Raw genomic sequence first — 15,536 nt, 5'->3', positions numbered from 1 at the left:
GTGCTGCTTTATTGTTGCGCCTAGCCACCGAGATGTTCAAGGAGCCTGTACTTAAGTCCTAATCATATAAAGTACATATGTTGAGCGGTCTTCATCAATTTCTGCAGAAATTTTTTCATATTCTTCTTCTTCAATCCATAAATAATCATTACCTATTAAGGATAAAGCTTCTTCATGTGAATATAAATCATATGTAAAGATTAGTGGTGACACACTATACTCATTATATTCTCTAACTTCAAGTGATACATGTGTATAACTCTCAGCTTGTTCAAAAATATATTCATCAGTTTCTTCTTCTACATAAATCACATAATATTCATCTTCAAGACTTGAGGAGGTACGCTTGTAGACTTTTTTTTCTTTAATAAAGAAATCACATAGTCGACGGCAAAAGATTTCATATGGATCTGAAAACGAATAATGATAAATAGCTGGATAATGATTACGTTCATCATTTAATCGATATTCCAATTTATAACTTTTTTTCATAATAAACCTCCAAAGTTATGATTATTTTTACTATACTATAAAAGGTGGATATTGACTGTTTTTTTCCATTTTTATCTTTTCTATATTGAAGTATTGAGGTTTATAAGGAGGGTTAACACTTGAGCAAAACCAATAAGCTATTAACAGGAATTATATCAGCAACAATGATTACAGCTGCTGGTTGCGGTAATAACGAATCATTACCACCTGTTCCAGAGGACACTGATTGCGATGACTGGGAATGGGAAGCTGATGAGGGAGTATGGGAGTGTGATGATGACTATTCATCACATTACGGCCATTATTTTTATGGGGGACGGTTTTACTCAACGAAAAGTAGCTTAAAGACGAGTTCAGCATATAAAAGCTATAAATCCAGCAGCTCTTTCAAAGGAGGAGGCAAAACCGCCAGTTCTAGCTCTGGATTTGGGAAAGGATCCAGCGGAGGATTTGGTGGGTAATGATAAAGAATTACAACTTATTTGATCATCAAATAAAACGAAAAAAAGCATATGGAGCAATTGATTTTTTTTGGCAAGATCTTTATGACAGTGAATACGCATTATATGATATTGCCTATTTGTCACACCAAGAGGTGGCCGACATTCGACAAGCAACCAATCGAATTGGTTCTATCTTCTTTAAAACAGGTCATTTATTAAGAAGCTTACCTGATGAAACATTGCTTCAATTGGATATTCCTCAAAAAATACTACCTTTTATCAGACATAGAGCACTACCTATTGAATCTGTTATATCTAGAATAGATCTGGTCCAAACAAATGAAGGATTAAAAGTTCTTGAGCTTAACAGTGATACACCCACATTTGAAAAAGAAGTATTTCTAGTAAATGGTCTTATGTGTAAGGAGTTTGGTGTTCGTGATCCTAATGCCGGTTTTGCTGAAAAATTAGGAAGTGGGATGAGAAAGGCTTTAGCTGAAGTATTACATCGGGGGAAATTTAAAGGCGAACCAACAATAGTGTTCACATCTCATGATGACCATGAGGAAGATAAATATACCACCCATTATTTAAAGGAAGTAGCAAATGTTGAGGCAAAATATGTGCCTCTGCATAATTTAACCATCGAAAAAGGAGTAGGATTGTTTGATGATAAAGGAAACAAAATTGATATCTTATATCGGCAAACATATCCTGTTGAGCATTTGATTGAAGATGTTGGTAATGAAGCAGGTGATCCAATTGGCATTCAGCTTTTAGAATTAGTTTGTTCAAATAAATTAATAATGTTAAATCCCATTTCTTCATTCCTTCTTCAATCTAAAGCGGTTCAATCAGTAATATGGGGAATGATGGAACTTGATCATCCGTTTTATACAAATAATGAAAAACAATGGATTAAACAGTATTTCTTACCAACTTACCTAGAAGATGAGGCGTTTGTGACAAATAATTGGAAGTATGTAAAAAAACCAAGTTTCGGAAGAGAAGGTGACACGGTTTCAGTTTTTCAGGGAAAAAGAAAGCTTTACGAAGATCAACATAAAACATATGAAGAATCTTTACCTGTATATCAAAAATATGTTGAACTTCCAACTAAAATGATAAAAACTGTAGACGGTTATAAGGAAGCAAAGTTGTTAATTGGCAGTTTTCTTATCAATGGTCAAGCAAGTGGAATCGGGTTAAGAGCAGGAAATCAAATAACAGATAATAATGCTTATTTTTTACCAGTTGGTATAAAACATGAAGGAAGGGATTAAAGAGATGACATTTTTAGATTTGTTTTTAGCAACGTTATCGTATATTGGTGTAGCCATTGTACTTCTATTTGTCGGTATTATTTTATTTGAAATTACAACCAAAAATAAAGAAATGCAACTAATTAAAAGTGGGAATAAAGCTGCGGTCTATGCATTTGGAGGACGTATTTTAGGTTTAGCCATTGTTTTGTATTCCTCAATTGCAAACTCTGTCAACGTATTTGATATGGTCGTATGGGGCAGTGTTGCCATTATTATGCAGATTGTTATTTTTTATCTCGCAGAACTTTTAACACCAAAATTCAATATAACAAAAGCAATCGATGATGATAATCAGGCAGTTGGATTATTTTTACTTTTTCTATCTGTTTCAATAGGATTAATCATTGCTGCGTCTTTGACATATTAAAGAGATAGGGTATTTTTGGATGCTGCTTTTCAATATGTAAGCGAAAATTGTCAAAATTCCACTCATCAAAAACGGTCACTTTTGGAATAGATTTGGAAGTGATTGTAAATAGTAATAAAACGAGGGAAGTAATTGATTACTTTAAAAATGATGATGGGAAGCATACAGATGACGTCAAAAACAGAAGCGATTCTTTGGAGTATTGCCTTACCTGGGTTTGCTCAAATACTTAATAAAAAATTATTAAAAGGTTTTGTCTTTATTTTTCTTGAATTTCTAATAAATGTTAATAGTCATTTTAATTCTGCGATAATGTCTAGCTTCTTAGGAGAAATGGATAGAGCCTTTGAAACACTTAATTATCAATGGCTTATGTTTTATCCTTGTGTTTACATGTTTGCCATGTGGGATGCTGTAAAGGATTCGGAACAAGGAAAAATGCCCCGTTACTCTTTTTTACCCTATGTTTGTAGTGCTTACACTGTTACAGTTGGTACTATGTATGCACCTATTGTAAAATTCAACGGAATATCTATCGGACCTATTTTTTTTCCAATACTCTCTTTAATTCCCGGCTTAGGGATTGGAGCACTGATTATGTACTTTTTAAGGAAGCTTGATAGCAGAAAAAAAGAGTAGAAATTTTTATAAAAACCCTAATAAAACCAAGCCTCTATGCGTATTATTATATGAAGAGATTGGTTTTTCTTTTAGTGAATAGTTAGTTAATTAGTGCAACTATGCTACTTTTTGCCTTTCAGGCTCGCCAGATGGCGAGTTTTTCTAATACTATCAGAAAGTATATGAATTTTATGGATGATAGTATAAGAAAAACTAAGGCTTTCGCAATAAGGACTTGGCGACAAGCCAAGTTTTTCTAATGTTTCATGTTATAAAGTGCAGGGGAGTTAATAATAAGATAAACTATATATTAATAGTCACTATATGAGGGGTTGTAGGAGGAAGACGATGACGAGAGAAGAACAGCTAATTGAAAAGACATTTTATCGGACCTATTTGCAAGAACGTGATGAAAAACATACTGTACATGAACTGGGACAGGTGTATTATGATGAACAAAGCAGGGAAGAGAGCTTTGATTTGTCATACATACGATATGCACAAGGGGAATACTATTTCCATGCACAGGATTACGAAACAGCTATTTTTAAATGGGAAAATATTAAAAATGAACTAGAACCTTGGGCAAAAATGAATATTGGAGATGCCTATTATCAGTTGGGGTTACTCTCTGCCGCTGAGGATATGTATACTTCTATTGAAACAGAAGAACTGACACTACAAAGTGAAGTAACTCTTAAGTTATTTTTCTTATATACAGAACGTGAAAAGCTTGAACATGCCTATGACACGATTCAAAAGGCTGTAATAATTGACCCGGACTATCCTGAGGTAACAAGGACAGCACGGGATTTTTATGAGGAACAAAACGACGATGAACATGCAGTCAAGTTAGCTGTAAGAGAAGCGATACGTACACAAAAAGAAGAATGGTTTTCAGTATTGACTTCTTATGTAAAAGAAGGTAAAACCAAAATCTTTAGCCCGGATTATTTTGCGGAAGCACTGCTCGCAATGTATGAGGCTAGCAGGCCGTCTCTTATTTCATTTATCGGAGCATTATGGGATAGCTATAAAAAAGAAAATTCATATCTTCATTGGATCCAAACAATTAATGAAATGGTTCTTTCAACAGTCGAATATAAAGAGGATGCAGACTGGAATCAAATTGTAGAACTCTATGAACAAACATTTAAGGAACTAACAGATGGTCGATATTATCTGAAAGAGTTACAAGTAGTTATTCCACATTTGCTAGCTTGCTGGTTAAAGCTTTCAACAAGAGCAACATCATTATCACCTGCAGCTACTGTGCTTGCATGGAATGAAATCTTCCCTGGGCAGATTATTCAAGATGCTGTGTATACAGCAGAGGAAGTTATTTTTGAAGTGGAACATAACCAAAATGGATCAGAGCAGGCACTTCAGTTGTTCAAAACGATAAAAAATTGGGCAGAAACTCATTCACTTGAAGTAGATAAACGAGTGAGCTGGTGGTTAGAGGAATTAATCAACTCGAACATTAAACAGCATTTTTTGCTTATGGGTGAGGAAGGCAGTGGAAAAACAACTTTTGTTAATTCACTACTAGGTGATAAATTCTTTAAAGGCTCAAGTTCAGCTTTTGTTGTTCTGCATGATGACGATGAACTTACAATGAGTCAAATTACAAGTAGCGGTCATCGCTATCTTGAAGATCAAAGGGAATTAGTGAAAGAGATGGAAGTGAACCCATCCTCATTGTTCCAAGTAAAGAGACCATGTATCTTTTTGAATGAGCATCAATGTGCCTTAATTGATTCACCATCCATTCATAAAAATCAGGAAACACGCAATGAGCTCTTCAATACTTCTTTATTGGCAGATGGAGTACTCTACATTCTTGATGGATCATCACCATTATCAGAAAACGAAAGTGATATTTTATATCAATTGAAAAAGTTTGCACCTGATGTGAAGGTTCATTTTATTTTAAATAAGGTAGATTTAATTGCGAGTGATGCTCATACTCAAGCTGTTATGAATGAGATCAAATCGAAAATTGCAGATATATATCCGGAAGCAGAAATTCTTCCTTATTCTTCATTACATCCATTTGGACAGCAATTAAGTCAATTAAATGCCTTCCTTTCTACTCATTTCCCGTATGAAATAAAGGAGAAGAGGGAGAAACGGACAGCAAATATTTTAACATTAATAAGAAAAGTTCTAGCTGATCTCCTTCAAAAACGTGTGGATATGGAAAAAGGTCTCATCTACTCGATTGAATGGAATGAAGATATATTAGTTAGGTTAAAGGGTCTCACAAACAAGTTATCAGATTTACAGTATGAAAAAGTAGACACAGTTATTTCTGCGTATAAAACATTATTAAAAGTATCGAAAGCAGAATTAACAGAGACAATCCCTAAGCTACTAAAAGAAAGCTCTGCTCTTATTAAAGAAGATAGTGATTTCAAGCAAATTCACATTACTCTGAATGAAAAAATGAATGCAAAAATACAGGACTATGTCGAAGATAAATTACTGCCTACAGTATTTAATCAACTTGAAACATGGATTTCTGCTTCACATGATGAGCTTCTTGAAAGTCAATCATACTTGAACGAAATGAGTGACACATTCAATGATATTTATGAAGAAAAGAAGCTTTCCCTGCAGTGTGATTTTTCGTTATTAGAAGACTGGAACCGTGATATAACCAGAATGACTGGCCGTGTTCGCTATGAAAAGGAAAACATTCTTTTGAAAAATAAACCAACACAGCTTATATTAAAAGGTGCCGGAAAACTATTCGGTACGATGAATCAAAGCAATCACGTGCTATTTAATCAATATAAAAAATATGTTGAAAATGAATCGTATGAAGAAGTAACTAATTCAATTGCTAATAAATTATTTCTGCCATTTGAACTATTTGAAAAAGGACTAAATCAAGATGTTTCGTCGTTTTTTCAAGGTCCGATTAAAGAGGTTGAAAACACGATAATAGAAACAAAAGAAACTATTCAAAACGGCAATGAAGAGTTAGCGAATATGAGGGATAATCCTGAAGTCTTCTATGATCCATTAAAACTTTTTGAAGTAAATCTTCTGCAGCAGGACTTTACTCTTCAAGCGAAGAAGGCATATAGTCGTTCAATATAAATGGAAAAGAGGCGATTTTTAATATCGTCTCTTTTTTTTCGCCAAAACAGAGGTAGAAAGGACTATAATAAAAATAACGAAAAAATTTTTAGGAGCACGGATACCACATGACAAAAAAATCATTTAAACCAAGAGTAAAAAGATATATTCTCATCTTGCTAGTACTAGTCATAATAGCTTTTATACCAACACCCTATTATTTATATCAACCAGGACCAATGGAAGAATTGGCACCGATTATCAAGGTAGAGGATGGTTATGATAACGAAGAGGGAAGTTTTCACTTAACAACTGTCCTACAAATAAAAGCTAACCCTTATTTATTAGCATATGGTCTGATAGCACCAAATACAGATATTATGGAGGAAGAGAGTGTAAAAGGAGATCTATCAGATACAGAGTATAATAGATTGTTAGATTTCATGATGAAGGATTCACAGCAGAATGCACTGGTTGCAGCTTTTAGAGCCGCTGATGAAGAGGTTACAATCGATTATAAAGGTATATTTGTCAGAGGTATTGTAGCTGATTCACCTGCAAAGGATATTCTGAAAGTAGGCGACATTATTACAAGTGTAGATGGAAACAAAATCGTTGAAGCACCTGAGTTTATTGATTATATCCAACAGAATAAAAACGTAGGTGATCGTGCAGCACTAACTGTTTTACGAGGAAACGAAGAACTTGAAAAAACAGTGGACATTATCATGTTAGACGAGTCTACTGATAAAGTAGGGATCGGAATTGCGCCTGAAGAGGAATTTACCGCAACAATCCCAAAAACAGTCAGCATCACAAGTGAAGATATAGGAGGTCCGTCAGCTGGACTTATGTTTTCATTAGAAATACTAAACCAACTAACAGCTGATGACCTTACAAAGGGATACAAAATTGCAGGTACAGGAACAATCGATCATAACGGAAATGTCGGTCAAATTGGTGGTATCACCCATAAAGTTATCGCTGCTGAAGAAGAAGGAGCTGACATCTTTTTTGCTCCAAAAGACTTAACCGGGCTTGACCAAAATGAAAAGGAAGCTATTGCCCAAGCTGAGGATAATGGATATAACGTTAAAATTGTCCCGGTAGGTACTCTGTCAGAAGCGGTTGAGTATTTGGAGGGGTTAGAAGAGAAGAAGTAGGACATACATTATAGTAGGCAAGGCAGCCTGATGAACATAAATCATCTGACTGCTTTTTTGTCATTTATGGCGAAATGCAATGAAGGACAGGGTACCAGGAAACGACCTTCATAAAGGGAATGAAGGACAAAGCTCGTGAGAAAGTAAAAGGAACTGTCTTTCATAAAGGGGATGAAGGACAAAATTGGTGAGAAACAAAAGAAAAAAGTCCTTCATTAAACATTGAAGGACTTTGAAGAAATTAAATCTTATCAACACAGTGATCTTACTGGGAAATTTCCTGCTCAACATCTAAAGAATCAGGTCTTTTACACGTGCTTTCCATTTGATAATGTTTTCCTTGATCAGAAGAATCATGGAAGCCGTGCATAGCCTCTAATACATGGTAGGCAAGTTCGCCGCTTGCACGATATATCCCACCGTTTAGAATAGCGTTTGCCATATCTGCTACACCCAGTCCTCTGCTGTTTTGGGCATATCCATAGGATAATGGGACTTCTACAAATTCCTTTTCACCCTTTTTGTGAATTTTAACAGGTCCACCGAATGTATTTGGATCTGGTACAAGTAATGTTCCTTCACTTCCATAAATTTCAATAGGAGGAAGTGAAGAGCCGCCCATTGCATCAAAGCTAGTCGTAATGGTTCCAACCGCTCCTGATGCAAAATCAATCACACCTGAAATATGGGTTGGTGTTTGTACGTTGATTTTTTCACCAGCTTTTGGCTCACTTGAAACGATTCGCTCTGGATAACTGATTCTGGTAGAACCTGAGATTCGTTGAATAGGTCCTAATAACGAAACAAGGGCAGTTAAATAATATGGTCCCATATCGAACATCGGACCGCCACCAATATCATAGAAAAAGGCTGGATCTGGATGCCAATGTTCATGGCCGCGGCTGATCATAAAGGCAGAAGCACCGATTGGAACACCAATTTCGCCTTGTTCAATAAGCTTGACGGAGGTTTGAATACCTGCACCTAAAAACGTGTCTGGAGCGCTTCCAACTAGGAGATTGTGTTTTTTTGCTGTCTCTAAAATTTGCTTTCCTTCCTCACGTGTGACTGCAAGCGGTTTTTCTGTATAAACATGTTTGCCAGCTTCTAGAGCTTGAATACATACGGCTGCATGTGCTTTTGGAATCGTTAAGTTGATCACTAGTTGAATATCAGAATCTTCAAGAAGCTCTTGAACGGTATATGCTTTTGGGATTCCAAACTTTGTTGCTTGTGATTGTGCACGTTCCACATCTAGATCAGCACAAGCTACAAGTTCAAGGTGCTCAAAATTTTGACAATTTTCCATGTAGATAGAGCTGATATTTCCACACCCAATAATTCCGATTTTTACCTTTTTCATATTCAAACCTCCATATTTTAATAGATTTATTGACTATCACCCATACCTGTATAAGAACGCCCATTTGCTGCAACAGCTAAACTTTCAGCACGTTGTTTACCTTCTGCTGCCCATAAGAAACCGCGACGCATCATGAGTGTAACTTCAGGCATAGAGACGATGTTTGCTTTATGACCTAATGAATTATAAAAAACATTTCCTTGTCCCCAGCGTTTTGTCCAGACTACTGGCATATCAACTGCTTTATTTGCTGCATGAGGTCCGTCAACAACAGGGAAACGTGTTGTGGCTAACACTTCAACAGCTGGATCGAAATGGAGATAGTATTGTTCACTTACGACTTTAAAATCAGAAAGTCCTTCTAAAAGCGGACTTGTTGAATGCTTGATGTTCACCATGTATTCAACACCATCATTTCCAGGGTGTGCAACCCAGTTTCCGCCGGTCATAAATTGCCAGTCTACATTATTTCGGAATGAGTCACACATCCCGCCGTGACATCCTGCTAAGCCAACACCGTTCATGACAGCTTCTGAAATATTTAGTACATATTTTTTTTCTATTTCTCCCATTGTCCAATGCGGAACAATAAGGTCTAAAGATTTTAATTTTTCCGGATCAGCGTAAGAATTTAATGAATCAGATACTTCTACATTGAAATTTTCTTCTTCAAGAATTCCTTTAAAAATTTGACTTATTTGTTCCGGTTCATGACCGTCCCAGCCGCCCCAAACGATTAATGCATTTTTTTTCATAGTTAAACACTCCTTAATAGGTTAAGTAAAAAATATTAAACGTCAGACACTTTAATCCATTGGCGTTTTTCAATTGAGCGGTCAACAGCTTCTAAAACTTGTTGACATTTCACACCATCACGAAAGTTTGGAACAGGCTGACGGTCTTCTTTAAACGCTTCCATTAATTCGACTACTTCATGAATAAATGTGTGTTCATATCCAATTGTGTGACCTGGTGGCCACCAGTTTTCTGCAAATGCGTGAGCCGGATCTGTTGCTAGAACACGACGGAATCCTTGAACATCATCACGATCATCTGTGAAGTATACTTGAAGTTCATTCATTCGTTCAAAATCAAAGATAACACTTCCTTTACTGCCGTTGATTTCAAATGAATTCGTACAACGATGTCCTGCAGCATATCGTGTTGCTTCAAAGCTTCCTAAAGCACCATTAGCGAAGCGTGTTAAGAATAAGGTAGCATCATCAACTGTTACCTCACCTTTTTCAGCATTTTCATCACTTCCCCCTGCGGATAAACCGGAAGTACCTGTTGTAATAGGTCTTTGCTTTATAAACGTTTCACTCATACCTATTACTTCTGTCATATCGCCTATCAAATAATGTGCCAGGTCAATTAAATGCGCTCCTAGATCTCCGTGGGAACCAGAACCGGCGATTTTTTTTTGGAGTCTCCAAGCAAGAGGGAAGTTCGGATCGATTAACCAATCTTGTAAGAACCAAGCACGGAAATGATAGATATCACCTAACCTGCCTTCATCAATTAATTTTTTTGCAAGCATAACGGCAGGAGCGAAACGGTAGTTGAAGCCAACCATATGCTTCACACCAGCAGCCTCAACAACCTCAAGCATTTCTCTGGAATCTTCAAGTGTAAGCGCTAACGGTTTTTCGCAAAAAACATGCTTGCCTGCTTTTGCAGCGGCAATTGTAATTTCCTTATGTACATCACTCGGTGCATTTATATCGATTAAATCGATATCATCGCGTTGAATAAGTTCCTTCCAGTCAGTTGTGTATTCCTCCCAGCCAAATTGTTTGGCAGCTTCTGCAACACCCTCTGGATTACGTCCGCAAATTACTTTCATTTCAGGATGAACGGTATTTGGGAAGAAAAGTGGAAGGTCACGATATGCGTGACTATGAGCTTTCCCCATGAATTTATAGCCAATCATACCAACTTTAATATTGTTCATAACATATCCCCTTTAAAAGTTTTATAGAATTGGTTTTAAAATCTATGATCAGTACTAGTGCCGGATATCATCTGGTACTAGTACATGTCAAGTGAGGTTGATTTGCGTTCAATTAATGTTACCGGTAGTCGAATTTGTTGTTCAGATTCGTTACCTGTGATAAAATTTAATATTTTTTCTGCTGCCAGTTTTCCCATTTCATACAGTGGAACCCTTACAGTTGTAAGTGGAGGTGATGTCATTCTTGCAATTTCAGAATCATCATAGCCTATGATTGCATAATCTGTGCCTGCTTGAAGCCCTAATTCACCCAAGCCTTGTATAAGTCCAATTGCCATTCGGTCATTTGCAGAAAAGATCGCTTTAGATATAGGTAGTAACTTTGAAATTTCTTTAGCAGCTTGATAACCGCTTTTTCGACTATAATTACCTTCGAAAACGAATTCCTTAGAAATTTGCACATTCCTTTTATCGAAAGCTTGTTTATAACCTTTGAAACGGTCAAGACTATTTGAATATTCCTTTGGTCCATTTATAAAAATAACATGTGGGAATCCTTTATCAAGTAAAAAGGATGTTGCTTGGAAACTACCACCTACATGATCTGCATCAATCGTGTGAAAGGAATAGCCGGAATAGGTTTGGTTAATAAGGCAATAAGGTAATTGTAATTGATGAAGTTCTTCTATAGCTTTTATTTCTGCAGCATTATCACTGGAACCTAAAATAATGCATCCATCAACACGTTGTGATTGAAAAAGCTGTACATAATTTTTTCGCTCATCTGGAGTTTGAAAAAGTAAAAGTAAGCCATAGCCAGATTCTCCAAGTTTTGCACCAATACCACTGACTAACTCTGAGAAATAATGAGTGGACATGACATTCACCTTTGGTAAATAGGGAACGATCACACCGATGTTATGGCTTTTTCCCTTTGCAAAGTTTTGTGCAATGACATTAGGGTGATAATTAAGCTCTTTTGCAGCTTGAAGTACTTTACGTTTTGTCTCTTCGCGCAGAGGAGAAACATTGTTGAACACCCGGGAAACAGTCGCTTCAGAAACGCCTGCTAATCTGGCAACATCTTTTCTATTAGCTAATGTATTCACCCCCAAAACATATTATGTACACGCGTTCATTTTCTCTTGTTTTGAAGTAAATGTCAATATGAAATCTATGAAAATAGGAAATTACTTGAAAGTAGAAAAAATTATATATTTTTAGGTTTATTTTTTGTTTATTAGGGAATGTAGAAAAAGACAGTATCTCCCCTGATACTTTCTATATGAAAAACTTGAGGAGCCTCTGTACTTTGTATAGAGGTTTATTTTTTGTAGTTGATAAAAAATGGGCCATTTTACCTGATTTGGAAATTAGGTGTTGAAAGATAAAAATTAAGTGCTTATACTGAAAATGTAATCGGTTACAAATACGATACAAAAAGAAAAGTTATCCGCAGGGAGAATGGTTACATGGTGAAAATGCGTGATGTGGCTAAATTAGCAAACGTCTCTGTTGCTACCGTTTCAAGGGTGCTGCATAATTCTGAAACTGTAAGAGAAGCAACAAGAAAGAAAGTACTAAGTGTTATTGAACAGTTAAATTATCAACCTAATATGCTAGCACGCCAGTTCCGTAGAAATGAAACTAAAATCATTCTCGTAGTAGTACCAAGTATTATGAATACAGTTTTCTCAGGTATTATTGAAGGAATTGAGTACGAAGCATCCAAGCATGGATACCGGGTTTTATTGGGGAATACGAATAGAAATGTAGAAAACGAGTATGGTCTCGTTGAATTATTAAAGCAAAAACAAACAGACGGAATGATACTGCTATCAGAGCGAATGGATGCTGACTATATAAAGGCATTAAGTGAAGAATATCCTCTTGTTTTAGCTACAGCTTATATCGAAGGTTTAAAGGTACCCTCGGTTTCAATCGACAATGTTAGTAGTAGTCGTGACGCAGTTGAACACCTTATTAATTTAGGGCATCGTGAAATAGCTCATATTACCGGCCCATTACAGTTTGCGATGTCCAGAGGTAGATATAAAGGTTATAAGCAAGCCTTGATGCAAAATAATATTGAGGTTCGTAATATGCTTGTTCAAGAGGGAGACTACACGTTTGAATCTGGATATAATCAAATGTTGAAAATAATGGCAATTGAGAAAACACCAACGGCTATTTTTGCAGCAAACGATGATATGGCTATGGGGGCAATAAAGGCAGCAAAAGAGCTAGGACATAATGTCCCAACAGATATAGCTGTAGTGGGATTTGATAATATCGGTTTTTCTTCTAGATTTGATCCAGCCTTAACAACAGTAGCTCAACCACTTTTTGAAATGGGGCAAAAGTCAATGAATTTACTACTCTTGCAAATGCAGGGAGAACCGTTAGTGAAGTCACAATATGTACTAGAATGTGAATTGATTGTTAGAGATTCATGTGGTGGGAAAAAGAAGGAAAAGGTGCTAAATGAGAAACTGACCACATAAAATGTAACCGGTTACACTTAAAGGAGGTGAATATCTAAATATCTTATGAAAATAGGCAAGAAATTGTAACCGGTTACATATATTTAGGCATGGAAAGGATGATTTGTTATGGCGAACTATCAATTTAGCTTACAGTTATTCACATTACGTGAAGAGGCTGAAAAAGACTTTCTAAAAACATTAGAAAAAGTATCCATACTTGGGTATCAAGGAGTAGAATTTGCTGGATATGGAGGACTAACTGCGAGTCGATTGAAAAAGGAACTTGATCGTTTAGGATTAAAAGCAAGTTCTAGCCATGTGCCGATTGCCATGCTTGAAAATGAATTAGACAAGGTTATTGAATATCAGCAAATAATAGGGAGCCGACATATTGCATGTCCAGTTCTTCCAGCCGATAGAAGATCGAAAGAAGACTATTATGAACTTATACCTATCTTGAATGATATTGGTCAAAAATGTCATGAAGCTGGGATTACTCTTTCTTACCACAATCATGACTTTGAATTAGTTGATTTAGATAACGGAAAAAAACCTTTAGAACTTTTATTAGATGAAACCAATCCTGAATGGGTGAAGGCAGAATTTGACGTGTATTGGTTAACGAAAGCTGGTGAAGATCCAGTTCAGTGGTTAAAACGTTATGAAGGAAGAACACCACTTGTTCACCTAAAGGATATGACAACAGATGGGGAGATGTTTTTTGCGGAATTAGGAACTGGTGGGGTTAATCTAGACGGTGTGCTAAATCAAGGGGAACAATCAAATGTAGAGTGGTTTGTTGTTGAACAGGACAGGTCGAGAAGATCGCCGTTTGAGAGCATTGAGATTAGCATGAATTATTTGAAAAATAAGCAATTGATAACAAATTAAAGCTGATAACGAAAACAAAGGGGATGGAAGAATGAAGAAACTATTATCTGTTTTCACAATTATAGCGCTTTTACTACTAGCTGCATGTGGACTTAACGGGGGTGGTTCAACAGAGCAAGCAACCTCTGAAACTGAAAAGAGTGAGTCAAATGGTGGCAAAACGACACTAGAATTCTGGCATATTGATCCAGGCGAAAGAGAAGTTGTTTATGAAGAGGCTGTGAAACGTTTTGAGGAAAATCATCCAGATGTTGAAGTGAAAATGCTTCAAATTCCAAATGATGCCTATAAGCAAAAGCTATCTGTCGCTATGTCTGGTAATAAGGCACCAGATGTATTCCATAGTTGGGGCGGCGGCTGGTTAAAGAACTTTGTTGACCAAGGAAAAGTATATGATATTACAGAATCAACGGATAAATCTCATTTCAATGAGCTTGCTCTTAACAATGCGACATATGACGGTAAAATTTATGGCTTGCCATTAGGTTTATCATTGGATGTTGTTTTCTATAACAAAGAGATTTTTGATGAATATGGATTAAAAGCACCCAAAACATATGATGAATGGTTAAATGTTATTGATACGCTTAAAGAAAATGACATTATTCCTATTGCTTTAGCTAATCAAACAAAGTGGCCAGGTGCCTATCATTTTATGAATTTTGCAAGCAGAATTGCAGGTCCTGAATTATTCGAAAGTGCTTTGAATAGAGAAGGAAGAGGATTCGATGACCCAGCATATGTTGAGGCAGGAAAGTATATTCAAGATCTAGTAAAAAGAGATGCATTCAACCCAGGATTTAATGGTGTTCCATATGATGAAGGTCAAGGCCGTCAGTTACTGTATACTGGTCAGGCAGCAATGATGGACATGACAATCTCATTCGTAAATAACGTAAGACAAGAAGCACCTGAATTTGAAGAAAAGCTAGATTTCTTCCTATACCCAACGGTTCCTGGTGGTAAAGGAGATCAAACACATGTAGGCGCAAATACTGGTCCTGTTTGGTCAGTAGCACAAAACAGTAAAAATCCTGACCTAGCTGCTGAACTAGCTAATGAACTAGCTAGTGCTGAAACGGCTCAAAATTATACAGATCGAACTGGTGCACTAACAGGTGTTAAAGACATTGTTCCAAATGATGAATTTACAAAACGTTTTTACGATGTGGTGGAACAAGCAACTCACTTACAAATGCCTTATGACCAAACACTTCCACCTGAGTTAGCGGAATTACATAAAGATACGACTCAAGCGATCTTTGGTCTAGATATGACACCTGAAGAGGCTGCGAAGAAAATGGAAGAGAAAGCGAAAGAGGTTTTAGAGTAATACAGTAGGAG

At 36.4% G+C, this 15,536-nt stretch carries 14 protein-coding genes; 9 read left to right on the top strand and 5 right to left on the bottom strand.

Going from position 1 to position 15,536, the window contains the following annotated elements; all coding sequences use genetic code 11:
• Positions 1 to 51: 51 nt before the first annotated feature.
• Positions 52 to 492: a hypothetical protein gene (locus BK577_RS21290; protein WP_078434778.1), complete on the bottom strand. Its 441-nt coding sequence runs from the start codon at positions 490 to 492 to the stop codon at positions 52 to 54.
• Between the two features lie 119 nt (positions 493 to 611).
• On the opposite strand from BK577_RS21290, the gene BK577_RS21285 reads away from it, so the two are divergent.
• From BK577_RS21285 to BK577_RS21260, 6 genes are all read left to right on the top strand, one after another.
• Positions 612 to 953: a hypothetical protein gene (locus tag BK577_RS21285; RefSeq protein WP_078434777.1), complete on the top strand. Its 342-nt coding sequence runs from the start codon at positions 612 to 614 to the stop codon at positions 951 to 953.
• Positions 953 to 2,218 carry a glutathionylspermidine synthase family protein gene (locus BK577_RS21280; RefSeq protein WP_078434776.1) on the top strand — a complete coding sequence of 422 codons (1,266 nt, stop codon included), beginning with the start codon at positions 953 to 955 and terminating at the stop codon, positions 2,216 to 2,218. The genes BK577_RS21285 and BK577_RS21280 overlap by 1 nt, the downstream gene beginning before the upstream one ends.
• Positions 2,219 to 2,222: 4 nt before the next feature.
• Entirely contained in the window at positions 2,223 to 2,627 is a 405-nt protein-coding gene (locus BK577_RS21275) for a DUF350 domain-containing protein (RefSeq protein WP_078435348.1), read from the top strand.
• Positions 2,628 to 2,780: 153 nt separating this feature from the next.
• The gene (locus BK577_RS21270; protein WP_425435979.1) at positions 2,781 to 3,266 is read left to right on the top strand and encodes a hypothetical protein; all 486 of its coding nucleotides are present in this window, start codon (positions 2,781 to 2,783) and stop codon (positions 3,264 to 3,266) included.
• A 330-nt stretch (positions 3,267 to 3,596) separates the two neighbouring features.
• Positions 3,597 to 6,356 (top strand): hypothetical protein, encoded by a 2,760-nt coding sequence (locus BK577_RS21265; RefSeq protein WP_078434775.1) that lies wholly within the window; start codon positions 3,597 to 3,599, stop codon positions 6,354 to 6,356.
• 107 nt (positions 6,357 to 6,463) lie between these two features.
• Complete coding sequence (locus tag BK577_RS21260; protein ID WP_078434774.1) at positions 6,464 to 7,498, top strand: SepM family pheromone-processing serine protease; 1,035 nt, start codon at positions 6,464 to 6,466, stop codon at positions 7,496 to 7,498.
• A 265-nt stretch (positions 7,499 to 7,763) separates the two neighbouring features.
• On the opposite strand, the gene BK577_RS21255 is transcribed toward BK577_RS21260, so the two are convergent.
• The 4 genes from BK577_RS21255 to BK577_RS21240 form a co-directional block, all read right to left on the bottom strand.
• A complete protein-coding gene (locus tag BK577_RS21255; RefSeq protein WP_078434773.1) occupies positions 7,764 to 8,861 on the bottom strand; it encodes a Gfo/Idh/MocA family protein in 1,098 nt (365 codons plus the stop codon).
• Positions 8,862 to 8,887: 26 nt separating this feature from the next.
• The gene (locus tag BK577_RS21250) at positions 8,888 to 9,616 is read right to left on the bottom strand and encodes a ThuA domain-containing protein (RefSeq protein WP_078434772.1); all 729 of its coding nucleotides are present in this window, start codon (positions 9,614 to 9,616) and stop codon (positions 8,888 to 8,890) included.
• 35 nt (positions 9,617 to 9,651) lie between these two features.
• Positions 9,652 to 10,815, bottom strand: a complete 1,164-nt coding sequence (locus BK577_RS21245; RefSeq protein WP_078434771.1) for a Gfo/Idh/MocA family protein — start codon at positions 10,813 to 10,815, stop codon at positions 9,652 to 9,654.
• Between the two features lie 77 nt (positions 10,816 to 10,892).
• On the bottom strand, positions 10,893 to 11,924 hold the full coding sequence (locus BK577_RS21240) for a LacI family DNA-binding transcriptional regulator (protein ID WP_078435346.1): 1,032 nt from the start codon (positions 11,922 to 11,924) through the stop codon (positions 10,893 to 10,895).
• Positions 11,925 to 12,287: 363 nt separating this feature from the next.
• Between BK577_RS21240 and BK577_RS21235 the strand changes: the two genes are divergently transcribed.
• The 3 genes from BK577_RS21235 (at position 12,288) to BK577_RS21225 (ending at position 15,525) form a co-directional block, all read left to right on the top strand.
• Positions 12,288 to 13,319: a LacI family DNA-binding transcriptional regulator gene (locus BK577_RS21235; protein ID WP_078434770.1), complete on the top strand. Its 1,032-nt coding sequence runs from the start codon at positions 12,288 to 12,290 to the stop codon at positions 13,317 to 13,319.
• A gap of 108 nt (positions 13,320 to 13,427) precedes the next feature.
• The gene (locus BK577_RS21230; protein ID WP_078434769.1) at positions 13,428 to 14,192 is read left to right on the top strand and encodes a sugar phosphate isomerase/epimerase family protein; all 765 of its coding nucleotides are present in this window, start codon (positions 13,428 to 13,430) and stop codon (positions 14,190 to 14,192) included.
• Positions 14,193 to 14,223: 31 nt separating this feature from the next.
• Positions 14,224 to 15,525, top strand: coding sequence for an extracellular solute-binding protein (locus BK577_RS21225; protein ID WP_078434768.1), 1,302 nt, complete (start codon positions 14,224 to 14,226; stop codon positions 15,523 to 15,525).
• The last annotated feature ends 11 nt before the right edge of the window (positions 15,526 to 15,536 follow it).

Origin of the sequence: Metabacillus halosaccharovorans (assembly GCF_002019635.1) — a bacterium.
GTDB classification, from domain to species: Bacteria; Bacillota; Bacilli; order Bacillales; family Bacillaceae; genus Metabacillus; species Metabacillus halosaccharovorans.
The sequence above is the reverse complement of the archived record's forward strand: the minus strand, read 5'-3'. Positions and strand labels throughout refer to the sequence as shown.